This is a genomic window from Rhizorhabdus histidinilytica, from assembly GCF_900167915.1.
GTDB lineage: Bacteria > Pseudomonadota > Alphaproteobacteria > Sphingomonadales > Sphingomonadaceae > Rhizorhabdus > Rhizorhabdus histidinilytica.
This window is the reverse complement of sequence record NZ_FUYM01000015.1, coordinates 1-26620: the sequence shown is the minus strand read 5'-3', so window position 1 is coordinate 26620 and position 26620 is coordinate 1. Positions and strand designations below refer to the sequence as shown.

Below are 26620 nucleotides of genomic sequence, written 5' to 3'. Positions count from 1 at the left end.
GCTGCTTCGCATTGCGGATAGCGGCTCGTCCGCCTCGACGCTTAGCTGCGGCATCTTTTTGCAAGGCTTGAGGAGTGGAAATGTCGGACGTCATCGACCAGAAGGGCAAGCTCGGGGCGGGCGCCCGCGCCTTCGTTTCGGCGCCGGGACAGATGCTGATCGACGGCCAGTGGGTCGGGTCCGAGTCGGGCCGTACGATCACCGTCACCGATCCTGCGACCGGCCTTCCCGTCACCACTGTCCCCGCCGGCACCGCGGGTGACGTCGATCGCGCCGTCAAGGCCGCGCGCCGGGCGTTCGAGGGCAGCTGGGCGGCGTTCCGCCCGGTCCAGCGCGAGCGGCTGCTGCTCAAGCTCGCCGATCTGCTGGAACAGCATGCCGACGAGTTCGCCGAGCTGGAGACGATCGACAACGGCAAGCTGCTGATGATGGCGCGCCATGGCGACCTCAACATCGCGATCGACTCGCTGCGCTACATGGCGGGCTGGGCGACGAAGATCGAGGGTACCACGATCAACCCGTCCTTCGCCTATATCCCCGACATGCAGTTCACGTCGCAGACGCTGCGCGAGCCGGTCGGCGTGGTCGGACAGATCATCCCGTGGAACTTCCCGCTGGTGATGGCGGTGTGGAAGATCGCCCCGGCGATCGCGGCGGGCTGCACCGTCGTGCTCAAGCCGGCCGAGGACACCCCGCTGACCGCGCTGCGCCTCGGCCAGCTGATCTGCGAGGCGGGCTTCCCCGATGGCGTCGTGAACATCGTCACCGGCGATGCCGAGCCGGGCGCGGCGCTCGTCGATCATCCCGATGTCGACAAGATCGCCTTCACCGGATCGACCGAGGTCGGCCAGATCATCCAGCGCCGCGCGGCCGACTCGATGAAGCGCATCTCGCTCGAACTGGGCGGCAAGTCGCCGGTCGTGATCCTCAAGGACGCCGATATCGGCATGGCCGTCCAGGGCGCCGCGCAGGCGGTGTTCTTCAACCATGGCCAGGTCTGCACTGCCGGTTCGCGCCTGTTCGTCGAGCGCCCGATCTACGATGCGGTGATGGAGGGCCTCGCGCAGGTCGCCGAAGGCTTCACCCTCGGATCGGGTTTCGATCCGTCGTCGCAGATGGGTCCGCTGGTCTCGGCCAAGCAGCGTGAGCGGGTCCAGGGCTTCCTCGACCTCGGCCAGGAACAGGGCGGTCGTCTGATCGCGGGCGGCAAGGCGGTCGACGGCGCGGGCTTCTTCTTCCGTCCGGCGGTGTTCGCCGACGTCCGCCCCGACATGACGATCTACCGCGAGGAGATTTTCGGCCCGGTGCTCGCCGCGACGCCGTTCGACGACCTCGAGGCCGCGACCGCGATGGCGAACGATAGCAGCTACGGCCTCGGCGCCAGCGTCTGGACCAACAACCTCTCGCTCGCCAACCGCATGGTCCGCAAGCTCAAGGCCGGAACCGTCTGGGTGAACTGCCACAACCTTCTCGATCCGGCGGTGCCGTTCGGCGGCTACAAGATGTCGGGCTATGGCCGCGAGCTTGGCCATGTCGCGCGCGACCTCTACACCGAGAGCAAGTCGGTCACCATCGCACTGGGGTAAGAGCCATCGTCGACCAAGCGACACTCGAACGTCTGATCGACCGGGCGACGGCGCTCAACGCCCTCGCCGCGGTCGATCGCGACGCCATCGCGGCCAGGGGCGCGCTTCCGGAAGGGAGCGCGCCCCTGGTGCTCGTGAAGGACAATATCGCCGTCGCCGGTCTGCAATGGACGGCCGGTTCGCCGGGTTTCGCCGACGTCCGCGCGGATCGCGACGCGACCGCCGTGCGGCTGCTGCGCGAGAGGGGGGCGGTCCTGCCGATCAAGACGACGCTCCACGAGCTCGCCTTCGGCGTCACCGGCGCCAATGGCTGGACCGGTGCGATCGCCAATCCGCACGATCCGGCGCGCGCGGCGGGCGGATCGAGCGGCGGGTCGGCCGCGGCGCTGGCGGTCGGCCTCGGCGATCTCTCGCTGGTCACCGACACCGGCGGCTCGGCGCGGATTCCGGCAAGCTTCTGCGGCGTGATCGGCTTCCGCCCTTCGATGGGCCGCTATCCCTCGGACGGGCTGATCGGCCTGTCGCCAAGCCGCGACACGATCGGCCTGATGGCGCGCGAGCTGCGCTGGATAGTATGGGCCGACGCGATGCTCGCGGGCGGAATCCCCGCCGATGCGGCGGTCGGCCGGCGCACCATCGGCATCGCCTCGGACGACGACCTGGGCGAGCTGGAGCCGGCTGTCGCCGATGCCTATGGCGCGATGATGGCGCGGATCGAGGCGGCCGGGCATCGCGTCGTCACCGTCGACCTCGCGCAGGTCAACGCGCTCGACGAGGCTTGCGGCTTCCCGATCGCGCTCTACCAGACGCACGAGACGCTGCGCGCGATCGCGCCCGATCTCGCCGGTCGCTCGTTCGAGGAGCTGGTCGCGGCGGTCGCCAGCCCCGACGTCGCGCATCTGCTCGGGCTCGCGTCGGACGGCGCGACCGTCACTGCCGCGCATTATGCGCAGGCGATCGGCCATGACTGGCCGGCACTGCGCGCCGCCTATGCCGCGATCTTCGCCGGCGGCGTCGATCATATCCTGCTGCCGACCGCGCCGCTGGTCGCGCCGGCGATCGATACCGGGCCCGAGCTGTCGCTCAACGGCCGGCCGGCGCCGACCTTCCCGACCATCACCCGCTTCACCCGGCCCGACAGCATGGCCGGCCTGCCGTCGATCAGCCTGCCGTCGGGCACGGACGGGCAGGGGATGCCGATCGGCATGATGCTGACCGGCGCGCGCCACGCCGATGCGGCACTGCTCGCCTTCGCCCGGTCGTTGTTGGTGGGCTGATTCCCGTCCCCCAGACAGGTCATCCCGGCGGAGGCCGGGATCTTGGGAGATAGGGAGGTCAGGTCGAGGCAGGAGACGCCCGGGATGCCGGCCTCGCCGGCATGACGTCGGATGAAACCGTCATCGGCGGAAATGTCACACCCTCCGGTCATCCATTTCTCGCCAACCGTTTCGTACCAATGACGCACATCGGCTGCGGATACTGGATAGTCGGCGGCCGCCCGAATTGAGACCTTCCCCATCGTAGCCCGGCATAGACCGGCGCGAGTTCGCAGGGCCCGTCAATTGCGAAAGGGGAATGTCATGATTTCTACAGCTTGGATCAAGCGCCGCCTCCTGTCCTCGGCGATGATCGCCGCCGCGCTGTGCGGCGTCAGCCAGGAGGCGCTCGCGCAGGGTGCCTCGACCGAGGGCGAGAATGAGCTGGAGGTGATCACCGTCACCGCCCGCCGCCAGACCGAGAACCTGCAGAGCACGCCGATCTCGATCACCGCCTTCTCGGGCGACCGGCTCGAGGCCCAGGGCATCACCCAGGTCAACCGCATCCAGGACTTCACCCCGAACCTGACCTTCGCCAACATCCCGTCGAACAGCGGCATCGCGTCGAACGCGGCCGTCTACATCCGCGGCATCGGCCAGAACGACTTCGCGCCGACCGTCGAACCGGGCGTCGGCATCTATATCGACGGCGTCTATCTCGGCCGCACCGCCGGCGGCGTGTTCGACCTGATCGACGTCAACTCGGTCGAGGTGTTGCGCGGCCCGCAGGGCACGCTGTTCGGCCGCAACACGATCGGCGGTGCGATCAACCTGACCACGGTCCAGCCGAGCGACGAGTTCAAGCTGAAGGCCGACATCAAATATGGCACCGACGACCGGATCAACGTCCGCGGCATGGTCAGCGGCCCGATCGCGGAGGGCATCTACGCGAAGGTCAGCGGCGGCCTCTTCTCGCAGGACGGCTATGTCAACGCGCCGGGGCTCGGCAAGAAGCTGGGCAACCAGGATACCAAGATGATCCGCGGCGCGCTGCGCATCGCGCCGATCGACAGCCGGTTCGAGGCGACGATCGCCGGCGACTATACCCGCGACAAGAGCAACGGCGCCCCGGTCACCATCTCGGGCATCGATCCGACCGCGACCGGCAGCTTCGTGACGCTGCAGAACTTCATCGCGAGCGGTTTCGGCAATCCGGCCGACTGCCTGACCGCGGCGGCGGTCGGGAACACGCAATGCTACAACCAGCGCCTCTATTCGAAGGACAGCAACTATTCGACGGGGCGGACCTTCTCGGACCTCGAGCTGTGGTCGGCGTCGCTCACCGCGTCCTACGACCTGACCGACGAGATGCAGATCAAGTCGATCACCGCGATCCGCCGCATCAACGGCACCTTCGCGCAGGACCGCGACGGATCGAACCTGCCGATCAACCATGTCTATGACGACTTCACCCAGAAGCAGTTCAGCCAGGAATTCCAGTTCACCGGCAAGGCGCTCGACGACCGGCTCAACTGGGTCACCGGCCTCTACTTCTTCAAGGAGAAGGGCAAGGACCTCAACTCGATCGACTTCCTCGTCGTGTCGGCGGAATCGGGCGGCTACTACGACTACAAGAACTGGGCGGCCTTCGCGCAGCTCGGCTACAAGCTCACCGACAAGCTGACCCTGACCGGCGGCCTGCGCTACACGCAGGACCGCAAGGACTATCTGCCCGACCAGTTCGTGAAGTCGACGCTGGCGCCGTTCCTGGTGATCCCGCCGGGCACCCGCATCGTGCCGCTCCAGACGGTCAAGGCCGACGTCAACAAATGGACGCCGATGGTCAACCTGTCCTACCAGGCGACCCGCGACTTCATGCTCTATGCGACCTATTCGCAGGGCTTCAAGAGCGGCGGCTACACCCAGCGCATCTTCCCGCCCGAGCCGAGCCTGCCGAGCTTCAAGCCCGAGACGGTCGACTCCTACGAAGCCGGCTTCAAGCTGATGGCGCTCGACAATCGCCTGCGCCTGAATGGTGCCGCCTTCTACACCGATTACAAGGACATGCAGCTTCTGGTGGCGGACGCGACGCGGGTCGGGCCGTTCATCACCAATGCCGGCAAGGCGCGCATCCAGGGCTTCGAGCTGGAGACCAACTTCGCGCCGGGCGACGGCTGGCGGCTGAACGCGGCGGTCGGCCTGACCGACGCCAAGTTCAAGCAGCTCGACGCCGGCGTCCAGGGGCTGACCCTCGACTCCAAGTTCGTCTACGTCTCGAAATGGACGGTCAGCGCGTCGGGCGAGAAGGAGATCGGCCTGGGCGACAACGGCTCGCTCACGCCGCATGTCGACTGGTCGTACCGGTCGGGCTTCTTCACCAACGCCAACGGCATCAACAACCCCGAACTCTACCAGCCGGGCTACAGCGTCTTCAACGGCAACGTCCGCTGGCAGAGCGACAGCAAGACCTTCTCGCTGACCTTCGGCGTCGACAACATCGCCGACAAGAAGTTCCGCACGTTCGGCGATTACCAGCCGTCCTTCGGCTTCTTCATGCAGGCCTATGATCGCGGCCGGCAATATTATGTGAAGGCCGGCTTCTCCCTCTGATCGACCGGGAACTGACGATGACCAGCGTTTCCATGACGCGGCGGGGGGCGGTGCGCAGCATCGCCCTTGCGGCCACCATCCCGTTCGCCTGCGGCAGGGCGATCGGGGCCACCGTGGCGGCGGTCGACAGGGGCGCGGCTGCCACCGCCGCGCTGCTGCGGGTCGCCTTTCCGCATGGCCGGCTGACGCCGGACTTCTACCGGGGCGTCGCGGAAACCTATCTCAAGGAGGTCGCGGCGAAGCCCGCCGCGATCGCCGAGCACGACCGGGGCCTGGCGCTGCTCGACGGCAGCCACATCGCCCCCTTCGCCGACCTGCCGGCGGTGATCCAGAAGGGCCTGGTCGAGAAGATCGACCAGGAACCCTTCTTCAAGGCGATCCTCTGGCGCGGCGCGGAGCTGATCTACCGCGACCGATCGGTCTGGAAGATGGTCGGCTATGAGGGCTCGTCGCTCGAATATGGCGGCTATCACGATCGCGGCTTCGACGACATCGATTGGCTGCCCAGGGCGGGGGCGCGGGCATGACCGCGCGCTTCAACCTGAACGACTCCTCGGTCTTCGTCGTCATCGGATCGGGCGCCGGCGGCGGCACGCTGTCGAACGAGCTGGCGCAGAAGGGCCACAAGGTCGTCTGCCTGGAGGCGGGCCCGCGCCTGTCGCTGACCGACGTGGTCAACGACGAGGCTGTGATGTTCGAGAAGCTCACCTGGCTCGACCGCCGCATGGCGACCGGCAAGCCCGATCCCAATTTCCCGGTCTGGAACTGCAAGACGGTGGGCGGCACCACCATGCACTGGACCGGCGCCTGCCCGCGCATCGAGCCTTATGAAATGCGGGCGCTGTCGACCTACGGCCCGCTGCCGGACACGACGCTGGTCGACTGGCCGGTGACGCCGGAAGAGATCGCGCCCTGGTACGACAAGGCCGAGGTCCGCATGGGCGTGACCGGCAAGCACGGGCTGCCCTTCCTGCCGGCGGGCAACAACACCAAGGTGCTCGAGGCGGGCGCGCGGATGTGCGGCTATACCGACATCGACACGCACAACATGGCGATCAACTCGGTCCCGCGCGACGACCGGCCGCCGTGCCAGCAGCTCGGCTTCTGCACCTCGGGCTGCGCGGTCGGCGCCAAATGGTCGACCCTCTATACCGAGATCCCGAAGGCCGAGGCGACCGGCCGGTTCGAGCTGCGCCCGGAATCTATGGTCACCGGGGTCAACCTCGGCGCCGACGGCCGGGTCGAGAGCGTCACCTATCTGAGCAAGGGCCGGAGCGTCACCCAGAAGTGCCGCGCCGTCTCGGTCGCCGGCAACGTCGTCGAGACGACCCGCCTGCTGCTCAACAACCGCAGCGAGCGCTTCCCCAACGGCCTCGCCAACAGCAGCGGCCTCGTCGGCCGCAACTATATGCGCCACTTCACCATCCAGGTGATGGGGGTGATGCCGGGCAAGGTGAACTTCCACCGCCAGACCCACCTCGCCGGCGTCGTCCGCGACGAACGGATCCACAAGCCCGAGCGGGGTTTCGTGGGCGGCTTCCTGATCAGCACCGTTCCCTTCACGCCGGAGATACTGGCGAAGAACATGATGATCGGCGGCTGGGGCGAGGACCTGACCTCGGTGCTCGACAAATATGACCATCTCGCCGGCCTGCTGCTGACCGGCGAGGACCCGCCGCAGCTCTCGAACGGCATCACCCTCCATCCGACCGAGCGCGACGGCTACGGCCTGCCGGTGCCGGTGGTCCATTATGAGGACCACCCCAACACGATCGCGATGAAGACCTATGCGTGGAAGGTCGGCCGCAGGATCTACGAGGCGCTGGGCGCCGAGAAGATCGTCGAGATGGGCGACTTCATCCCCGCCACCCACAATATGGGCACGGCACGGATGGGCACCGATGCCAAGGCCAGCGTCTGCACCCCCTATGGCCGCACCCACGACGTCGCGAATCTGTTCGTCTCGGACGGCAGCCTGTTCCCGACCGCGGCGGGCTGCAACCCGACGCTGACGATCGTCGCGCTCGCCCTGCGCCAGGCCGAGCATATCGACGGCGAGATACGGGCGGGCCGGCTCTGATCGCTCAGGCGGCGGCCGGGACCGCCCCGGCCGCCGGCCTGCGATGCGCGGCGACGCACGACAGCACGCTCAGCACCACCAGCGCGAAGGCGGCGCTTTCGAGCAGGGTCGGCAGGCGGCGTTCCCACAGGAAGCCGTAGACCAGCGCGAACAGCGTCTCGAACAGGATCATCTGGCCGACCAGCGCCAGCGGCAGCAGCCGGCTCATCCGGTTCCAGAAGGCGTTGCCGACGATCGACGCCAGCACCGCGACGCCGACCGACACACCCGCGAATTGCGCCCAGGCGAGGCCGTCGTGGCGTGCCGAGCCGATCAGCAGCGCGAGCGGGATCAGCACGACGCTCTGCGCCCCGGTGACGATCCCGGTCAGCAGATTCCAGTCGTGGACCGAGACGGTGTGGAGGCGGCCGAGCATATGGCTGTTGCCGACCGCGTAGGCCGTCCACGAGGCCAGCGCGCCGACCGCGCAGAGCAGGCCGGTCACCTGCGCCGCGACCGATCCCGACGCCGGCATGGCCACCGCCTGCCAGCCGATGCAGACCGCGCCCGCCGCGCACAGCAGCAATGAGGGCGCGAGCCGCGATAGCGGCACCGCGTCGCGGTGACGGCTGCCGATGATCGTCACCGCGACCGGCAGGAAGCCGATGACGAGCGAGGTCATCGCGATGCCGCCGGTCTGCACCGCGCTCGACAGCAGGATATAGTAGAGCGTGTTGCCGGCCAGCGCGAGCCAGGCCAGCGCCAGCCATTCGCGGCGGCCGATCCCGGCGACGGCGGCGCGCCAGCGCGGCGCGATCAGCACCGCCGAGATCGCGCCATAGGCGAGATAGCGGCCGATGGTGAGCTGGAGCGGGCTGAACGCGCCCGCCAGCTCGGGCGCCAGGAACACCAGCCCCCACAAGGCGCCGGCCGCCATGCCGCAGGCGACGCCGGCGAGGGTCGGGTTGGTCTGGGCTATCCGGTTCACGGCAATTTCGGTCCACAGGCAGGCGGGAAGGGCGGGCGAGTTATATCATCGAAGAGGTGATAAATTTGCTCTTGATTGGCCTATCGAATGCAACAATTACTCGCTGCATGGCCGGCAGATCATTTCGCCAGCGCGCGTGCTCGACGCCTTCGACCTGGCGATCCTCCGTATCGTCCAGCGCGACAACAAGCTGCCGCAGCGGACGATCGCCGAGGCGGTCAACCTCTCGACCGCGGCGGTGCAGCGGCGCATCGCGGCGATGGAGGCGGCCGGGGTCATCACCCGCAACGTCGCGATCGTCGATCCCGATGCTGTCCGGCTGGCGATCACCGCGATCGTCGAGGTCCACCTCCGCGACGAGCGGGCCGCGACCGTCGACGAGGCCAAGGCGCTGTTCCGCGCCGAGCCCGAGGTCCAGCAATGCTATTATACGACCGGGGGCACGAGCTTCGTGCTGATCATCGTCACCCCCGACATGCGCGCCTATGATGCGCTGACGCGCCGCCTCTTCTCCGAGAACGACTGCGTCGAACGCTTCCGCACCCTGGTCGCGCTCGACAGGGTCAAGGCCGACACGGCGATCGTCATCCCTTAGGTCCTATCTTACCGCTCCTCCCGAGAGTCTGACCGGAAAGTGCCTTACCGCTCATCCTGAGGAGGGACTGAGCTTTGGCGAAGGCCCATATCGAAGGATATTTCCAGCCTCGAACGCCCCTTCGAGACAGCATTTCGACTACGCTCAATGCTTCCTCAGGGCGAGCGGGGACTTTTGAGTCAGCCTTTGAGGAGAAGGTGCGTCTAAGCGGCGGGCCCCACGCATTCGGTGGCAAAAAGCGGCTCTGCCTTGCAGGGGGCGTCTTGGTGCATCGACAGGACCCCGGCACCATCGGCCCCATAAGAAATCCAGATGTCAGGGGTATGACGATGAAAAGGGGAATTGGGATTCTCATGGCTTCGGCCGCCACCGTGGCCGTCTTCACGCCGGGCGCCGGCCATGCGCAGGACGCGGCGGGCCCGGTGGTCGCCAGCGGCCTCGAGGAGATCACCGTCACCGCCCGCCGGCGCGAGGAGAATATCCAGTCGGCGCCGCTCTCGGTCTCCGCGTTCAGCAGCGCCGCGCTCGAGGAACGCAACGTCCAGAGCTCGTCCGACATCACCAGCTTCGTGCCGAACGTGCAGTTCGACAGCGCGGCGAGCGAAGCCGGCGGCGGCGCATCGAGCCAGATATCGATCCGCGGCATCGGCCAGACCGACTATGTGCTGACGGTCGAGCCGGCGGTCGGCGTCTATCTGGACGGCGTCTATATCGGCAAGTCGATGGGTTCGCTGCTGGATGCCGTCGACATCGACCGGCTGGAGGTGCTGCGCGGACCGCAGGGGACGCTGTTCGGTAAGAACACGATCGGCGGCGCGATCCAGCTCATCTCGAAGCGGCCGACCGACACGCTCGAAGGCTATGGCGAACTGACCAGCGGCAGCTACAGCCGCTTCGATGCGAAGGGCGCGATCTCGGGCCCGCTCAGCGACACCGTCCGCGCGCGCCTGTCGGGCGCCTATCAGAGCCGCCACGGCTTCGTGAGGCGCGTCACCGAGACCGGCCAGGACACCGGCGACCGCCAGGGCAATGTCGACCGGCTGAGCGGCCGCCTCGCGGTCGAGGCCGACCTGACCTCCAACCTGACCGCGACGCTGACCTTCGACGGCACCCGCATCCGCGAGCAGTCGCCGGGCCAGATACTGGTCAAGGCTGACGAGGGCGCGGCCTTCTCGGGCGCCTATAATGCCGGCGTGCCGGGCGGTGTCTGCCTGCCGGGCGCGGGGGCGGCGCGCTTCGCCAATCCCTATTGCTACAACAGCCAGTGGGTCCGCCCGCTCAAGTCGCTGGAGACCACCAACAGCGGCCCCAACTATGCCGACACCGACGTCTATGGCGCGGGGCTGAACCTCGAATGGAAGGTCGGCGGCGCGACGCTCAAGTCGATCACCGCCTGGCGCAAGGTGAAGGTCGACATCGCGCAGGACATCACCGCCTCGCCGCACTATCTCAACTTCATCGAGCAGCATATCAAGACCGAGCAGTTCAGCCAGGAGTTCCAGCTCCTGGGTGATCTCGCCGACGATAAGCTGCACTATGTGCTCGGCCTCTATTACCTGCACGAGAGCGGCACCCAGCTCTTCCCGGTGCAGCTCACGCTCGTCCAGTTCCTGTCGGGCGGCAAGATCAAGAACGACAGCTATGCCGGCTTCGGCCAGGTCACCTACGACCTGACCGACCAGTTCTCGATCACCGGCGGCCTGCGCTATTCGGACGAGACGCGGCGCTTCAACCCGGGTGTGCAGGTCCTCCAGGGCTATGCCGCGCAGACCGACGTGCCGGGCTTCGTCAACCTGTTCGCGGGTGCGGTCGGCCCGGCCGGCACGCGGCTGTTCCCGGCCGGCTGGTATTCACGCGGGTCGAAGTCGACGACGCCGATGATCTCGGCCAACTACAAGTTCAACCGCGACGTCATGGCCTATGCGAGCTTCTCGAAGGGCTTCAAGGGCGGCGGTTTCACGATGCGCTACTTCCCGCCGGTCATCCCGGCGCCGGGCACCGACCCGAACGACATCGTCTCCTATGCCGGCCCGGAAAAGGCGACCTCCTATGAGGTGGGTCTGAAGACCGAGCTGTTCGACCGCCGCCTGCGCTTCAACGTCGCGGCCTTCTACACCGACTATAAGGACATCCAGGTCACCTACAATATCGACCCGGACGGCCCCGGCCCGATCGGCAATTTCGTGCCGGTGCTCGCCAACGCCGCCTCGGCGAAGATCAAGGGTGTCGAGGTCGAGGCGTCGGCCCGGCTCGCCGACTGGCTGCGGCTCGACGGCAGCCTCGGCTATACCGATGCCGACTATAAGGGCTTCTCGCCCCAGGCGCTGGCCAACTATCCGACGGCGGGCAGTTTCCGGGTGCCGAACACGCCCAAATGGACGGCGAACATCGGCGGCACCGCGACGCTGTTCGACAGCGACGACAAGGGCAGCGCGCTGATCCGCGTCGACTATGCGTACCGCAGCAGCCAGTTCAAGGAGTTCAGCAACGATCCGACGCTGTTCCAGAAGGGCTTCGGGCTGCTCAACGCCAGCCTGACCTACAAGCTGCCCGGCGACCATATCGAGCTGTCGGCCGGCGCCACCAACATCACCGACAAGACCTATATCGTCAGCGGCGTCTCCAACACCGGCATCGGCTATACCCAGGCGACCGTCTCGCGGCCGCGCGAGTGGTTCGTCCGCGCTCGCTACCGGCTCTGACGGGCGCGGCCCGCAGCTTCACCAACACCAGACACAGGATGGTCATGTCGACACGTTTCAGCATCATGGTCACCGGGGCGCTGCCGATGAAGGACTATGTCCCGCTCGCGCAGCAGGTGGAGGCCTATGGCTTCGACCAGATGCACATCGCCGACGACCTCGTCTTCCGTCCGGCCTGGCCGATCCTGACGATGATCGCGATGAACACCGGCCGTCTCCAGCTCGGCCCGTTCATCGTGACGCCGCAGGTCGCCAATCCGGTCTACCACGCCGCCAACCTCGCCGCGCTCGACGAGCTGAGCGGCGGGCGGATGGTGTGCGGCGTGGGGCGGGGGGGCTTCAACCCGCTGCTCGGCATCACTAACCCGGTCAAGCCGGTGAAGATGCTCAAGGAGGCGTGGCTGCTGATGACCCGGATGCTCCAGGGCGACCGGGAACCGTTCGACGGCGAGTTCTTCAAGGCGACCGCCGATCTCTACTTCCAGTTCGACGTCGCCCGGCCGATCCCGCTGTTCATCGGCACCTGGGGGCCGCAGATGGCGAAGATGGCGGGCTCGATCGCGCCCGGCATCAAGATCGACTGCACCGCCAGCCCCGATCATATCGCCGAGCTGCGTCGCCAGTTCATCGCCGGTGCCGAGGCGGCCGGGCGCGACACGGGGAATATCGAGATCATCGCCGGCCCGCTTGCCTCTATCGACGAGGATCGCGCGGCGGCCGAGGACAATATCCGCGGCATGCTCGCGCTGCTCCAGCCCTTCCTCGCGCCCATGACCTTCGCGGCGGGAATCAGCCAGGAGGAGATCGATGCCTCCTACAACGCCTTCACCGCGGGCGAGGTCGAGAAGGCGAAGGCGCTCGTCACCGACAAGGCGGTCAAGGCGTTCAGCCTGACCGGCACGCCCGGCGACGTGATCGGCCAGATCGAGGCGATGATCGCGGGCGGGGCCGACCATATCGCCTTCGGACCGCCGCTCGGTCCCGATCCGGCCGCATCGCTGCGCCTGATCGGCGAGAAGATCCTGCCGCATTTCCGCAAGCGGCAAGGCCGCTGACGCGCCATCGGGAGTAGACGCATGCTGACCGAAGCCATTTTCGACGATCTGGAACAGGCCTGGAGCGACAAGGACATCGACCGGCTGGTGTCGCTGTTCACGCCCGACTGCCTCTATGAGGACCTGGCGCTGGGCGCCCGCCACGAGGGCCATGCCGGGGTGCGCGAGTTCGCCGAGGGCGTGTTCGCGACGATGCCCGATTTCACCCTGCGCTTCCCGGTGCGGCTGGTGACTCCCGAACGCGGATCGAGCCATTGGACGATCAGCGCGCATTGGAACGGCCCGTTCGAAGGTATCGACCGGACCGGGCATCCGATCGAGTTTCATGGCCTGTCCTCCTATGTCTTCCGCGACGGCCGCATCGCCCACAATATCGACTGCTGGGACTATGTGGCGATGATCAAGGCGTTCGGGGTGCTGCCGCTCGATTTGGCCGCGCTGCCGACCGCCAAGTAGAATATTGCGCGTTCCGGCTGGACTCGCATGACGATTGGGATGATCTTCGAACGACGGAGGACGCCGAAGGCACCTTGCAGGCCCCAACGGGGGCGGTCAGCGCGACGGGAGCACGCCATGCTTGGATTTGGACCGGTCTTGCGGGAAATGGCCGTCGACCAGCGCTTCCTGGCGAACGGGGCCGCTCCGGCGTTTGAGAGCGTCCACCGGCACAGCTTCGCCAGCTTGCGCCCGGCCGACGCGCTGGACAGCGTCACCCGCGTATTCTTTCCACACGAGGTCGTCGTCCGCAGCAGCGACAAGCATCTCGACTTCAACCATTGCTCGGCCTCGTTCGGCGACATCAGCCTGAACCAGATCGCCTATGGTGCCGATGTCGACGTGCTGATCACCGAATTGCAACGGACCCATTTCGTCTTTGTGGTGGCGTTGAGCGGCGAGGCGGTGGTCGAGTTCAACCAGCAAAGCTGGTCGTTCAGGAGCGGCGACTGCGTGCTCCTGTCGCCCAACGTCCGCTACAGCTTTCAGATGGGGCAGGATCATACCCACCTGGCGATCGGCATCCCGTGCAACCGTCTGATCGGCAGCGGCCGTCCCTATGAAGCGGTCCACAATGTGGTGGAACGAGCGGCGGATGCCCCCAATGGCGGCGCCGCCAGCCTGCTGGGCTTCATCGAATATCTCTGCACCGAACTGCATCGCGGATCGCCGATCTTCGGATTGCAGGAGGTTGTCGCCGCCAACGAGAACAGCTTCCTGGCGATGATGCGGGCTGCCCTGTTCGATCGCGAGGCGCCGGTGCGCCAGGCGGCGGTGCTGCCGGTCTTCGTCCGGCGCGCCGAGCAGTTCATCGCCCAGCACCTCAAGGACGACATCCGGCTCAGCGACATCGTCGAGGCGGCGGGCGTCCCGGCGCGGACCCTTTATCATGGGTTCGAACGCTTCATGGGGCACAGCCCGATGCGCTGGTTGCGGCTGCGGCGGCTGGAAAGCGCGCGCGCAGACATCATCGCCAGCGACGGCGAGATCTCGGTGACTGCGCTCGCCAACCAATATTGGATCGGCCATGGCGGCCGCTTCGCCAACATGTATCGCGAAATCTATGGCGAGCCGCCTTCGGCGACGCTCGGCCGCGCGCGGGCGACGGCGTTGCGCGCGATGGTCGGGGCCAAGGTTGCGCAACGCGTACAATGACGACGCCGATGACCTAGTCGGCATTCGCCTCGCGATCGATAAGGGCGGGATGTCCTTTGTCCGATCCAGGCTATCAGGAGCGAGAAGCGTGAAATTCAAGGCGGTTTCAGCGGCCATGCTGGTGGTCGCGCTGGCGTCGTGCGCCCCGCGGAAAGCGGCCAATGTCGATTGGGCGCTCCATGGCCACGACGCGGGCGAAAAGCGGTTCAGCGAGCTCGGCGAGATCACGCCGGCCAATGTCGGCCAGCTGGGTGTCGCCTGGTATGCCGATTTCGACGCACGCTCGCTGCGTGGGGTCGAGGGGACACCGCTGGTCGTCGACGGGGTGATGTACGCCTCGGGGCCCTGGAGCAAGGTGATCGCGCTCGACGCGCAGAGCGGCAAGAAGCTGTGGGAATATGATCCGCAGTTCGACGGCGCGATCGCGCGGCGCGCCTGCTGCGACGTGGTCAATCGCGGCGTCGCCTATGCCGACGGCAAGGTGTTCGTAGGTGTCCTGGACGGCCGGTTGGTCGCGCTCGATGCGAAGACCGGCAAGCCGGTCTGGACGGTGCAGACCACCGACACGACCAAGTCCTACACGGTCACCGGCGCGCCGCGCATCGTCAAGGACAAGGTGGTGATCGGCAATGGAGGCGCCGAATATGGCGTGCGCGGCTATGTCACCGCCTATGACGTCGCGACCGGCAAGCAGGCGTGGCGCTTCTACACCATCCCCGGCGATCCCAGGAAGGGCTTCGAGAACGACGCCATGGCGATGGCGGCGAAAAGCTGGAGCGGGGAGTGGTGGAAATATGGCGGCGGCGGGACCGCCTGGGATTCGATGGTCTATGATCCCGAGCTCGACCTGCTCTACATAGGCGTCGGCAATGGGGGCCCCTGGGATCGCGCCGTGCGTAGCGCCGGCAAGGGCGACAACCTGTTCCTGTCGTCGATCGTCGCGGTGCGCCCCTCGACCGGCGAATATGTCTGGCACTTCCAGGAGGTGCCCGGCGACGAATGGGACTATACCGCCACCCAGCACATGATCCTCGCCGACCTCGAGATCGACGGCAAGCCGCGCAAGGTGCTGATGCAGGCGCCGAAGAACGGCTTCTTCTACGTGCTCGACCGCACCAACGGCGCCTTCATCTCGGGCACACCCTATGTTCCGGTCACCTGGGCGAAGGGCCTCGATCCCAAGACCGGCCGTCCGGACATCGTGCCCGAGGCGCGTTACAGCGGCACCGGCAAGCCCTTCCTCGGCATGCCGTCGCCGGCGGGCGGTCATGGTTGGCAGCCGATGAGCTACAACCCCAAGACCGGTCTCGTCTATCTGCCGACGGCGGAGATTCCCTACGGCTATATCTCCGGCAAGACGGAGGACTTCCGCTTCGATCCGCGCGGCTGGAACACCGGGCAGGACCCGGGCAAGACCGCGATGCCCGAGGATCCGGCGATCCGGCGGCAGATTCGCGGGATGATGGGCGGTGCGCTGGTTGCCTGGGATCCGAAGGCGCGCAAGCGGGTCTGGTCGGTGCCGATGCCGATGCCGTGGAACGGCGGCGTGCTGTCGACCGCGTCGGGCCTGGTCTTCCAGGGCAATGGCACCGGCGATTTCGCCGCCTATGACGCGACCAGCGGCAAGAAGCTCTGGGCGATGCCGATGGGATCGGGGATCGTCGCGCCGCCGATCACCTATTCGGTCGCGGGCGTCCAATATGTCTCGGTCGCGGTCGGCTGGGGCGGCATCCTGCCGCTCAACATGGGTGAGGCGCTCCAGGCCTCGGTGAAGCCCAAGGTCAACCGCGTGGTGACCTTCCGTCTTGGCGGCAAGGCGCCGCTGCCGCTACCGCCCAGGGAGGCCGAGGCGCCGCTCGCCCCGCCGCCCTCGACCGCGTCCGCCGCGACGATAGAGCAGGGGCGGGTGCTCTACCATGTCCGTTGCTGGATGTGTCATGGCGACACCGTCGTGAACCATGGCGGGGTTCCGGACCTGCGCCGCTCGATGGTGATCGCGGACGCCGCGGCCTTCCGCGGCTTCGTCCTCGAAGGGGCGGCCGAGCCGCTTGGCATGCCCAGTTTCTCGAAGGACCTGAAGCCCGACGAGGTCGAGGCGATCCGCGCCTATGTCATCAAGCGCGCCAACGACCTGAAAGCCGATCCCAAGATGCCGTGAGAGTGGCAGGCGACCGGGGCTCAGCCCCGGTCGCGTTCGGGATCGGGGAGGAATATGGCGAGCAGGCCGATCACCGGCAGGAAGGCGCAGATCGCATAGACCATGTCGATCCCCGACAGGTCGGCGACCTCGCCGAGTATCGCCGCGCCCAGGCCGGCCATGCCGAAGGAGAAGCCGAAGAACAGGCCGGAGATCATCCCCGGCTTGCCCGGCACCAGTTCCTGCGCGAAGACCACGATCGCCGGGAAGGCCGAGGCGAGGATCAGGCCGATGATCACGGTCAGCGGCCCGGTCCAGAACAGGCTGGCATGCGGTAGCAGCAGCGTGAAGGGCAGCGCGCCGAGGATCGAGAACCAGATCACATATTTGCGCCCGAACCGGTCGCCGAGCGGACCGCCGGCGATGGTCCCCACCGCGACCGCGCCGAGGAAGACGAACAGGTGAATCTGCGCGACCTCGACGCTGACGCCGAAGCGGTGGATCAGGTAGAAGGTGAAATAGCTGGTGATGCTCGCCAGGTAGAAATATTTCGAGAAGATCAGCGCGAGCAGGATGGCGATGCCGGTCAGCGCCTTGCCGCGCGGCAGCGGCGCGGCGGACTGCCGGCCGGCATGGCCGCGCGACAGGCGGGCGAGGCCGTGATGGCGATACCATTGGCTGACGTTCCACAGGATCGCGCAGGACAGCAGCGCCAGCATCGCGAAGAAGGCGAGGCTCGACTGGCCCCAGCGCACCACCACGATCGCCGCCGCGAGCGGGCCGAGCGCCGATCCGGCATTGCCGCCGACCTGGAACATCGACTGGGCGAGGCCGGGGCGGGGGCCCGCCGCCATCCGCGCGACGCGTGAGGATTCGGGGTGGAACACCGACGACCCCATCCCCAGCAGTGCTGCGCCGACCAGCAGCAGCCAGTAGCTGTGCGCGACCGACAGCAGCAGCAGGCCGGCCAGCGAGAACAGCGTGCCGCCGGGCAGGGCGAGCGGTGTCGGCCGCTTGTCGGCATAGAGCCCGATCATCGGCTGCAGGATCGACGCCGTCATCTGATAGACCAGCGTCACCAGCCCGACCTGGCTGAACGACAGGCCGAGCTCCGCCTTCAGATTGGGATAGATCGACGGCAGCAGCGACTGCATCATGTCGTTGAGCAGATGGCACAGGCTGATCGCGGCGATGATGCCGAACACGGTGCCGTCGGTCTCGACACGGGGCGGGGCGGCTTTGGTGGCGTTCATGGTCCTGACTCGTCGGCCGAAGGGTTCCGGTCGCCATAAGGTCTCCCTTCCTGGCCCGCATTCCTATATGGGTCTTTCACTTTCGCGAGTGGGACAATCCGGTGCCGTGGTCCGATCCAGCCCTTGTCGAGGATGTCGACCGTCCGATCGTGGCGGTCGGCAACGAATATCCGCCGGCTTTCGAGCTGGACTGGCATCGCCACCGGCGCGGCCAGCTCATTTATGCCGCACGCGGGGTGGTGGTGGTCAGCACCGCGCAGGGCGTCTGGGTGGCACCGCCCGAGCGCGCGGTGTGGACGCCCGGTGGTGTCAGCCATGCGGTGCGGATGGTCGGCGCGGTCAGCACCCGGGGCGTGCTGATCGAGCCCGGCGTCCATGGATCGCTGGGCGATGCCAACAAGGTGATCCAGGTTTCCCCGCTGCTGCGCAGCCTGCTCGCGGCGGCTTGCGAGATCGAGCCCGAATATGACGTCGCCGGGCGCGACGGGATGGTGATGGCGCTGCTGCTCGCCGAACTCGCCCGCGCGCCCAGCGTGTCGCTCGCCGTACCCTTCCCGAAGAAGGCCGAGATCGCGCGCAAGTGCCAGATGTTCCTCGACGCGCCGAGCCCGCACGACACGATCGACATGTGGAGCGCCGACCTCGGCATGGGGCGGCGCGCCTTCACGCGCCTCTTTCGGCAGCAGACGGGTCTCAGCTTCGGCGCCTGGCGGCAGCAGGCCTGCCTGCTGATCGCGCTGCCCCGGCTTGCGGCCGGGGAAGCGGTGACGACGATCGCGCTCGACCTCGGCTATGAGAGCCCGGCCGCCTTCACGACGATGTTCAAGCGGCTCGCCGGGGTCGCGCCCAGCCATTACCAGTCGGCCGGGCGGGCGATGGTCGACTGAGGTGAATAGGTCGGATCATGATCCGCTCATCCTGAGGAGGGACTGAACGAAGGTGAAGGCCCATCTCGAAGGATCCTTCGAGATGCCACTTCGCCAAGCTCAGTGCCTCCTCAGGATGAGCGGATGGGGCTATTTCATGCTATTTTATAGCGCCTTGCCGCTGGCCGGATCGATCAGGGTGCCGGTGATGCGGATGCCGGCGCCGTCGACCTGGTAGGTCTTGTTGAGGAAGATCAGGATCGAGGTCAGCGCCTCGGCCGCCGCCGAATTGGCGAGCGCGCCGCCATGGATGCCGCGCAGGCCGATCGCGTCGGCCAGCGCCACCACCTGCTCGCGCGCGGCCTTGTCGTCGCCGAACACCAACACGTCGCAGCCGATATCCTCGTCGGTCGCCAGCTTGTGCGCGGCGACGTTGTGGAAGCCCGAGACGACGGTGACGCCCTCGCCGAGCAGCTGCGCCGCGCGCACGGCGGCGCTGCCTTCGGCGGGAAGCGACACGCGCATCACCTTGGGCGGGACGAGCGGCACCGTCGTGTCGACGACGATCTTGCCCGCGACATGCGGCGCGATCTCGGCGAGCGCGCCCTCCTGCGCGGCGAAGGGGACCGCGACGATCACCAGGTCCGCGCCCGCCGCCGCCTCGCCATAGCCCGCCGCCGCGATGCCGTGGCCGAGCTCTTCGGCGGCCGCGCGGGCGCGATCGGGATCGCGTGAGCCGAGCGTCACCGCGGCCCCGGCGCGCGCCAGGCGCCGGGCGAGCGCCGCGCCGAGCTTGCCGGTGCCGCCGATCACGGCGATTTTCTGGGTGATGGTCATGCGAGAGGCTCCAGGAGGGGGGCCGGCCGCGGATCGACCGGCTGGTAAAGCGTCGTGCGCTGATAGGCGGCGCGGCCGGCACTGGCGGCGAGCGCGATCATCTGCGCGCGATCGAAGCATTGGCCGTTCCGCCCGCCCGCCGATCGGGTGATCGATTCGTCCATCAGCACGCCGCCCAGGTCGTTGGCGCCCGCGTTGAGGATGGCGCGCGCGCCGTCGGGGCCCATCTTCACCCAGCTCGTCTGGATGTTGGCGATCACCGGGTGAAGCACGATCCGCGCGACCGCGTGCATCAGCACGGCCTCGCGATAGCTGGGGCCCGAGCGCGCCTGGCCCTTGCGCCACAGCGGCGCTTCCATATGGACGAAGGGCAGGGGGACGAACTCGGTGAAGCCGCCGGTCTCGGTCTGCAGCGCGCGGACCCTGAGCAGGTGGCGGGCCCAATGCTCATAGCCGTCGACATGGCCGAACATGATCGTCGCGGTGCTGCGCAGCCCGACGCCGTGCGCGACCCGCATCACCTCGATCCATTCGTCGGCGCTCAGCTTGTCGGGGCAGAGGATCGCGCGGACCTCGGGGTCGAGGATCTCGGCGGCGGTGCCGGGAAGGGTCGAGAGGCCCGCCGCCTTCAGCCGCGCCAGATAATCCTCGAGCGGAAGCCCCAGCGTCTGCGCACCGTGGCTGATCTCGAGCGGCGAGAAGGCATGGATGTGGATCGACGGCGCGGCGCCGCGGACGGCGGCGACGATATCGAGATAGGTATTGCCGTCGAAGCTCGGATGGATGCCGCCCTGCAGGCACACTTCGGTCGCGCCGCGCTCGGCCGCCTCGGCGGCGCGGCGGCCGACCTCATCGAGGTCCAGCCGATAGGCGGGGCCGCGCTCGGCCTTGGTCGATCCCTTGGAAAAGGCGCAGAAGCCGCATTTGTATAGACATATGTTGGTGTAGTTGATGTTGCGGTTGACGACATAGCTGACGCGGTCGCCATTGACCTGTCGCCGCAGTTCGTCGGCGGTGCGCGCGATCGCGGCGAGATCGCCGCCCTCGGCCCGGAACAGCGTGACCACATCGCTTTCGTCCAGCGTTGCGCCCGATCCCGCCTTAGCGAGGATCGCGGCGATCCCGGCGGTCGCCTTTCCGGCGTCGAGCCCGATCGCAGGCACCGCCCCGCCTTCGCCCGCTGCCCAGTCGTCGGTCTTGGGCAGGCCGCGTCCGTCGACGAGGCGGCGGATACGGGGAGCGAGCGCCGGATCGACCCAGCGATCGACCGCGCGGGCATGAGCCGGACCGATGGCGAGCCGCTGGAGCAGGGTACGCCCCGCTTCGGCGGTCGCCTCCGCGAGCACTTCCAAATGCGGCCAGGGGGCCTCGGGGTTCACATGGTCGGGGGTGACCGGTGACACGCCGCCCCAGTCGTTGACCCCGGCGCGCAGCAACGCGGTCAGCTCGGCGCGGTCATGGAGGTTGGGTGGCGCCTGGATCGTCATGTCGGGGCCGAGCACCAGCCGGGCGGCCGCGATCGTCCAGAGATGCTCGTCGAGCGAGGGCTCGGCATGATCGGCCATGCGCGTGTCGGGCTTGGCGCGGAAGTTCTGGACGATGACTTCCTGGATATGGCCGTATCGCGCGTGCAGGTCGCGGATGGCGACAAGCGCCTCGATCCGCTCGGCGCGGGTCTCGCCGATGCCGATCAGCAGGCCGGTGGTGAAGGGCACGCCGGCGCGCCCGGCCGCCTCGATCGTCGCGATGCGCGCGGCGGGGCGCTTGTCGGGCGATCCGAAATGCGGTCCGCCCGGCTCGCATAGCCGATCCGACGCGCTTTCGAGCATGATCCCCATCGAGGCCGACACCGGGCGCAGTGCGGCATAGTCGTCGGCGTCCATCAGCCCGGGATTGAGGTGCGGCAGCAGGCCCGTCTCGTCGAGCACCGCCCGCGCCATGTCGCGCAGATAGGCGAGGGTGCTGGCATGGCCACTCGCCGCCAGCGCCTCGCGCGCCGCGGCATAGCGGTCCTCGGGCCGGTCGCCGAGGGTGAACAGCGCCTCGCGGCACCCGGCGGCCTCACCGGCGCGGGCGATCGCCAGCACTTCGTCGCGGCTCAGATAGGCGGGGCCGGCCTGGCGCGGCGTCGTGGCGAAGGTGCAATAATGGCAGACGTCGCGGCACAGTCGGGTGAGCGGGATGAACACCTTGCGCGAATAGGTGACGATCGGCCCGTGCACGGCGAGGGTCATCGCCTCGCTCTCCTCGATCATCCGGGGGAGGCCCATCGCGTCGAGCCGCGTCATGATGGCGTCGACGCCCCGTCGATCGAAATCATGTCCGGTCGCCATCGATCAATCCCCTCGCACCGTTCCTTGCCTGCGTTGCCGGCACTTAGCCCGTCCGGGGACGCCGTCGGCAAGCCATTTATGGTAATGAGCAGTCCATAATGGCCACAGAATGCTCCCTGATACCGCCATTCGGGGGCTGTTACAGGGCGATCGCTTGGGAATTGAAGAAAAAAACTATAGCCGTTTGCGGAATTCGCGTGGGCACATGCGGTAGAGTCGCCGAAAACGGGCGGCGAAATAGGATGGGTCCTCGAATCCGCAATTGACGGAAATCTCACCTATCGATTGCTTGGTATGCATCAGCAGGTTGCATGCGCGGACCATGCGCCGCTCGATCAGATAGGCGTGCGGGGTCATGCCGACACTGTCCTTGAACAGGCGGATGAAGTGGAAGCGGCTGACGCCTGCCTCGCGCGCCAGCATGTCGAGCGAGATGTCCTCGGCGATATGCGCCTCGACATAGTCCTTCACCCGTTGCAGCACCGGGCTCGACAACACCGATCGTGCCGCCGGCCGGACCACGATCGCGCCGTTTTCCGAGCAGAGCAGGCTCGAGATCAGATGGCTGGTGATCGTCTCCATCAGGAAGGCGGAGATCGGGCGCGGCGACAGGATCGTCGACAATATCGACTGCATCAGCAGCAATATGCTCGGGTCGTCGAAGACCAGCTTCGCCTGCAGGTTGACGCGCGCGGGATCGCCCTTGAAATGCTCGGCCCAGGCCGCCTGCATCAGCTCATAGGGCAGATAGACGTCGAAGATGTCGAGAGGCTCGCCGGTCCAGCGCCAATCGCAACGCAGGAAGGCGGGGGTGAGGGTGAGCGACGCCTGCAACAGCTCCGCCCGTTCCCATTGTCCTTCGACCGCGCGGTCGACGACTCCGTTCGGGTTGATCGAAAGGCTGATCACCGGATCGTTCGACTGATCCTTGATCGTCGCGGTCTCGCGGTCGAGCCGGTGGATGAAATAGCTGACCGACCGCCGCGACTCGCTATAGCAGCGCCGCAGGCATTCAACCCCCGCGGGCAGGTCCCCATACCAGTCGAAGCCCGCCTTTGCCGACATGACGCGATCGCTCCTCACGCTCGGACCGGCCGCAGATTGTGTGACTTTTCAATGAAAAGCAATTTGTTCCGGTTCGGCGGCCGGTCACGTCCGGCCGCCGAACCGGGCTGCGTCACGGACGCTGGTAGGCGGTCTTGCCGTCGATGATCACGTCGGTGACGACGACGTTGTGGACATCGGTCGCCGGGATCTTGAAGGGATTGCGATCGAGCACGATCAGATCGGCGATCTTGCCCGGTTCGATCGTCCCCAGCTTGTCGGCCATGCCGAGCTGCCTCGCGGCGTTGATCGTGAAGAGGTCGATCGCCTCCTTGAGCGTGATCGCCTCGGCCGGGCCGTATACCTCGCCCGGGCGCTGATTGTCGGGCGCGCGGCGCGTCACCAGCGTCTCGATGCCGATCCAGGGATTGGCCGAGGGAACCACCGACCAGTCGGATCCGGCGATCACCAAGGCGCCTGAATCGATGCCTTCGCGCACCGGCCAGACGCGCTTGATGCGTTCTTCCCCGATGGCCTTGATGATGTCGTCGTTGATCGGTGACGGGAACCAGAGATAGGGCGAGAATTCGAGCGTCGCCCGAATGGCCTTGGCGCGCGCCAGGTCGGCCGGGTTGACGAAGGTCAGGTGGCCGACCTCATGCATCGGGCCGTCCGGGCCATTGGCCTTGCGCGCCGCCGCGATGGCGTCGAGCGCGGTGCGCGAGGCCTGGTCGCCGGCCGCGTGGAACTTGACCGTGATCCCCATCTTGTCGAGGCGGGTCAGCAGCGGATCGAGCGTCGCCGGCCCGACGAGCAGCATCCCGCGCGCCGGCTCGTGGAGATGGCCGTCCGCGCCGGGCTCGTAGGGATCGATCATCGCCGCCGTGTGGCTCTCGGTCGGGACGCCGTCCTCGTACATCTTGACGCAGTCGGTGCGGAAGCGCGCGCGCTCATAGCTGCGACGGTTGAGGAGCAGGTCCTCGAACTCCTTGTCGCCGCTATAGTGGATGCACCCGACCACGCGCTGCTTCAGCAGACCCCGGTCGGCGAGGGCGGCATAGGTTTCCAGGCCGGCGCGCGGCACACGGGCATCGACCAGTCCGGTTATGCCGTGCGACAACATGGTGTCGAGCGCGGCGTCGAGCGCCTTGACGTTCTTTTCGAGCGAAGGAGCGGGGATCGCTCGCCTTACCCGGTCGCGTCCGCTCTCGCGGAGCAGGCCGGTGGCCTCGCCGCGTGCGTCGCGCTCGATGATGCCGCCTTCCGGATCGGGCGTGTCGCGGGTGATGCCGGCGAGCTTGAGCGCCAGGCTGTTGGTCCACATGCTGTGTCCGCTGATGTCGGTCAGCGCCACCGGATTGTTCGGGGCGATCCGGTCCAGCATCTCGCGGGTCGGCGGGGTGTCGCCGAAGGAGACGGCTTGCCAGCGGCCGCCGGTGATCCATTCGCCGGGCTTCGCCGCCTTCACGCAGGCCGCGACGGCGTCGAGGATATGTTGGGGCGCCGCGCCATATTCGAAGCGGCATTCGAACATCGCCAGCCCCGCCCCGAGCGGATGAACATGCATGTCGTAAAGGCCGGGCAGCACGGTCTTGCCGCCGAGGTCGATCATCTTCGTGGAGGGCGCGCGATAGGCGCCGAGTGCGGCCGCATCGCCGACCGCCAGGATTGCGCCGTCCTTGACGGCGACGCCGGCAGCCCAGCCCTGCGGCGTATAGACCTCGCCATTGGTCAGGATCAGGTCTGCGGTGCGATCCGCTGCCTGAAGCGCCGATGCTGAGAGGAGGGCGGCCATGATCAGGGTCGCCTTATATCGTGCCTTGTTCATCGCCGTCCTCCTCCGGATCGGATCATGGGTTGAGGGAAGGATGCCGTGGCGGCGTCCTTCCCCTGCCGCTTTCGATCAGAAGCGGTAGCCGATCGTCGCGCCGAAGGTGCGCGGCCGCACCACATAGGAGCGATAGACCGCGCCCCGGTTGTTGTCGCGGGCGCGGTAGCCCTGCCAGACAGCCTGATCGAGCAGGTTGTTGACGAACAGCGACATGTCGATGCCGTCGATCCGGTGGCCGATGCGCATCGACAGCGCCTTGAGCGCCGGCGCGGTGCTCAGCGTCGGGTCCGAGCCGCCGTTGCGCGGATCGATCCCCGGGATCAGGTCCGACTGGTGCGAGCGATAGTCGAAGTCGGCGCGGATGTACGAGTCATGATGGTCGCGCAGCGACAGCTCATACTGGCCGTGTAGCGACACCGTCCACGGCGGCGACACCACATGGTTGCCCTTGGTCACCAGCGGCACCGTGGCGAGCGGGCCGCCGAACACGGTGTCGAGGAACTTGGCGTCGGTGTAGCCGATCTCCGCCTGCAGGGTGAAATCGTCGGTCAGGCGATAGTCGAGCTGAAGGTCGAGGCCGCGGCTGCGCGCCGAACCCAGGTTGGAGGTGAACTGGAAGCCGCAAGCGCCGAGGCCGACGACCTGCTGGATGTTCTTCCAGTCGATCTGGTAGACGCTGCCCTGCGCGCTGAAGCGGCTGGTGCGGGTCTTCAGGCCGAGCTCGTAGCTCCACACCGAGTCCGAATTATAGGTCTGCGGACGGCCGTTCGGATAGCCGAGCGCGTTGAGGTTGCTCGCCTGACAGGGGACGCCGACCTGCGGGTTGTAGCCGCCCGGACGGAAGCCCTTCGAGGCCGAGGCGTAGACCAGCGTGCTCGGCGTCACCTGGAACTCGGCGCCGAACTTCGGCGTGAACGGCTTCTCCTTCTGGCGGCCGACGTCGGTCACCGACGGGCCGACGACGGGGCCCTGCGCGAAGGAGTTGATGGTGAACTTGGTCTGGCCGTAGCGCAGGCCGACGGTCAGCGTCAGCCGGTCGACCGGCTTGAAGTTGACCTGGCCGAAAGCCGCGATCTGCTCGTCCTTCGAACTGGTCGACTGGTCGTAGATCAGCCGGCCGTTGACCAGCGGCGGGAATACCGCCTGCAGCGCGGGCGCATATTGGAAGATGAACGGATCGTCGACCTGCTGGATCGAGGTCTGCTTGGCCTTCTGGTAGAAGCCGCCGACCTGCCAGGTGAGCATCGCGTCGCGGTCCGTGGAGGCGAGGCGAAGTTCGCCCGTCGTCACCTTCTGGGTGTTCTCGAACGCGCTGAACGCCCGCTGGTTGGCGAAGAGCGGCAGGGTGATGCCGGTGAACAGGCTCTGGTCGAACGTGGTGTAGTCCGACTGGAAGTTCTGCTTGCGGTCGAAATAGGAGGCGATCGCGGTCAGGTCGACCGGGCCGAACGCATATTGGATGTTGAGCGTCGGCAGGTAGAAGCGGTCGCGGCCCGATTCCGGCACTCGGTTGCCGTTGAGGAACTCGCCCTTGTCATAGTTGGAGAACTGCGCATCCGGCGTGGCCAGCGAGGTGCGGACATTGTCCCAGCTATCGGTGCTGTCGTTGTTATAGACCTTCTGATAGGCGATCGACGGCGTGATCTTCAGCTCGGGCGTCGGCTCCCAGACGAAGGCGATGCGGCCGACATAGCTGTTCTGATAGTTGGCGTCGTCGGTGACCACGCCCTTGTCTTCGAAGCGGACCCGGTCGATCCAGCCGCCGTCGCGGCGATAATAGCCGCTGACGCGAACGCCGAGCTTGTCCTGGATCAGCGG

At 67.2% G+C, this 26620-nt stretch carries 19 protein-coding genes; 12 read left to right on the top strand and 7 right to left on the bottom strand.

From position 1 onward, the window contains the following. Positions 1-80 precede the first annotated feature (80 nt). The 5 genes from B5X82_RS22960 (at position 81) to B5X82_RS22940 (ending at position 7532) form a co-directional block, all read left to right on the top strand. Positions 81-1586 carry an aldehyde dehydrogenase family protein gene (locus B5X82_RS22960; protein WP_079650678.1) on the top strand — a complete coding sequence of 502 codons (1506 nt, stop codon included), beginning with the start codon at positions 81-83 and terminating at the stop codon, positions 1584-1586. A 5-nt stretch (positions 1587-1591) separates the two neighbouring features. Then, complete coding sequence (locus B5X82_RS22955; RefSeq protein WP_377266540.1) at positions 1592-2863, top strand: amidase family protein; 1272 nt, start codon at positions 1592-1594, stop codon at positions 2861-2863. Positions 2864-3166: 303 nt separating this feature from the next. Beyond that, positions 3167-5452 (top strand): TonB-dependent receptor, encoded by a 2286-nt coding sequence (locus tag B5X82_RS22950; protein ID WP_079650676.1) that lies wholly within the window; start codon positions 3167-3169, stop codon positions 5450-5452. 17 nt (positions 5453-5469) lie between these two features. Next, positions 5470-5979: a hypothetical protein gene (locus tag B5X82_RS22945; RefSeq protein WP_079650675.1), complete on the top strand. Its 510-nt coding sequence runs from the start codon at positions 5470-5472 to the stop codon at positions 5977-5979. Continuing rightward, positions 5976-7532 (top strand): GMC family oxidoreductase, encoded by a 1557-nt coding sequence (locus B5X82_RS22940; protein WP_079650769.1) that lies wholly within the window; start codon positions 5976-5978, stop codon positions 7530-7532. Before B5X82_RS22945 ends, B5X82_RS22940 begins: the two co-directional genes overlap by 4 nt. A 4-nt stretch (positions 7533-7536) precedes the next feature. Here the strand turns inward: B5X82_RS22940 and B5X82_RS22935 are convergent, their stop codons facing one another. Next, the gene (locus B5X82_RS22935; RefSeq protein ID WP_268878261.1) at positions 7537-8499 is read right to left on the bottom strand and encodes a DMT family transporter; all 963 of its coding nucleotides are present in this window, start codon (positions 8497-8499) and stop codon (positions 7537-7539) included. 136 nt (positions 8500-8635) lie between these two features. On the opposite strand from B5X82_RS22935, the gene B5X82_RS22930 reads away from it, so the two are divergent. The 6 genes from B5X82_RS22930 (at position 8636) to B5X82_RS22905 (ending at position 16659) form a co-directional block, all read left to right on the top strand. Continuing rightward, entirely contained in the window at positions 8636-9094 is a 459-nt protein-coding gene (locus B5X82_RS22930) for an Lrp/AsnC family transcriptional regulator (RefSeq protein WP_235862777.1), read from the top strand. A gap of 353 nt (positions 9095-9447) precedes the next feature. Then, positions 9448-11796 carry a TonB-dependent receptor gene (locus B5X82_RS22925; protein ID WP_235862776.1) on the top strand — a complete coding sequence of 783 codons (2349 nt, stop codon included), beginning with the start codon at positions 9448-9450 and terminating at the stop codon, positions 11794-11796. A gap of 44 nt (positions 11797-11840) precedes the next feature. Next, positions 11841-12851 carry an LLM class flavin-dependent oxidoreductase gene (locus B5X82_RS22920; RefSeq protein ID WP_235862775.1) on the top strand — a complete coding sequence of 337 codons (1011 nt, stop codon included), beginning with the start codon at positions 11841-11843 and terminating at the stop codon, positions 12849-12851. A gap of 21 nt (positions 12852-12872) precedes the next feature. Beyond that, positions 12873-13307, top strand: a complete 435-nt coding sequence (locus B5X82_RS22915) for an ester cyclase (RefSeq protein ID WP_079650672.1) — start codon at positions 12873-12875, stop codon at positions 13305-13307. Positions 13308-13454: 147 nt separating this feature from the next. Further along, positions 13455-14501, top strand: a complete 1047-nt coding sequence (locus B5X82_RS22910) for an AraC family transcriptional regulator (protein WP_176152682.1) — start codon at positions 13455-13457, stop codon at positions 14499-14501. A gap of 49 nt (positions 14502-14550) precedes the next feature. After that, the gene (locus B5X82_RS22905; RefSeq protein WP_079650762.1) at positions 14551-16659 is read left to right on the top strand and encodes a PQQ-dependent dehydrogenase, methanol/ethanol family; all 2109 of its coding nucleotides are present in this window, start codon (positions 14551-14553) and stop codon (positions 16657-16659) included. A 20-nt stretch (positions 16660-16679) separates the two neighbouring features. Here B5X82_RS22905 and B5X82_RS22900 read toward each other — a convergent pair whose 3' ends face one another. Continuing rightward, on the bottom strand, positions 16680-17891 hold the full coding sequence (locus B5X82_RS22900) for an MFS transporter (RefSeq protein WP_079650668.1): 1212 nt from the start codon (positions 17889-17891) through the stop codon (positions 16680-16682). A gap of 101 nt (positions 17892-17992) precedes the next feature. On the opposite strand from B5X82_RS22900, the gene B5X82_RS22895 reads away from it, so the two are divergent. Then, positions 17993-18778 (top strand): AraC family transcriptional regulator, encoded by a 786-nt coding sequence (locus B5X82_RS22895; protein ID WP_079650666.1) that lies wholly within the window; start codon positions 17993-17995, stop codon positions 18776-18778. A gap of 144 nt (positions 18779-18922) precedes the next feature. Here B5X82_RS22895 and npdG read toward each other — a convergent pair whose 3' ends face one another. The 5 genes from npdG to B5X82_RS22870 form a co-directional block, all read right to left on the bottom strand. Further along, positions 18923-19594, bottom strand: coding sequence for an NADPH-dependent F420 reductase (gene npdG / locus B5X82_RS22890; protein ID WP_079650665.1), 672 nt, complete (start codon positions 19592-19594; stop codon positions 18923-18925). Then, a complete protein-coding gene (cofH, locus tag B5X82_RS22885; protein WP_079650663.1) occupies positions 19591-21927 on the bottom strand; it encodes a 5-amino-6-(D-ribitylamino)uracil--L-tyrosine 4-hydroxyphenyl transferase CofH in 2337 nt (778 codons plus the stop codon). Before cofH ends, npdG begins: the two co-directional genes overlap by 4 nt. Before the next feature lie 174 nt (positions 21928-22101). Then, entirely contained in the window at positions 22102-22992 is an 891-nt protein-coding gene (locus B5X82_RS22880) for a helix-turn-helix domain-containing protein (RefSeq protein ID WP_079650662.1), read from the bottom strand. A gap of 112 nt (positions 22993-23104) precedes the next feature. Next, a complete protein-coding gene (locus B5X82_RS22875; protein ID WP_079650660.1) occupies positions 23105-24799 on the bottom strand; it encodes an amidohydrolase in 1695 nt (564 codons plus the stop codon). Positions 24800-24874: 75 nt separating this feature from the next. Then, positions 24875-26620: TonB-dependent receptor (locus tag B5X82_RS22870; RefSeq protein ID WP_079650657.1), on the bottom strand; the 1746-nt coding region annotated here is incomplete at its 5' end.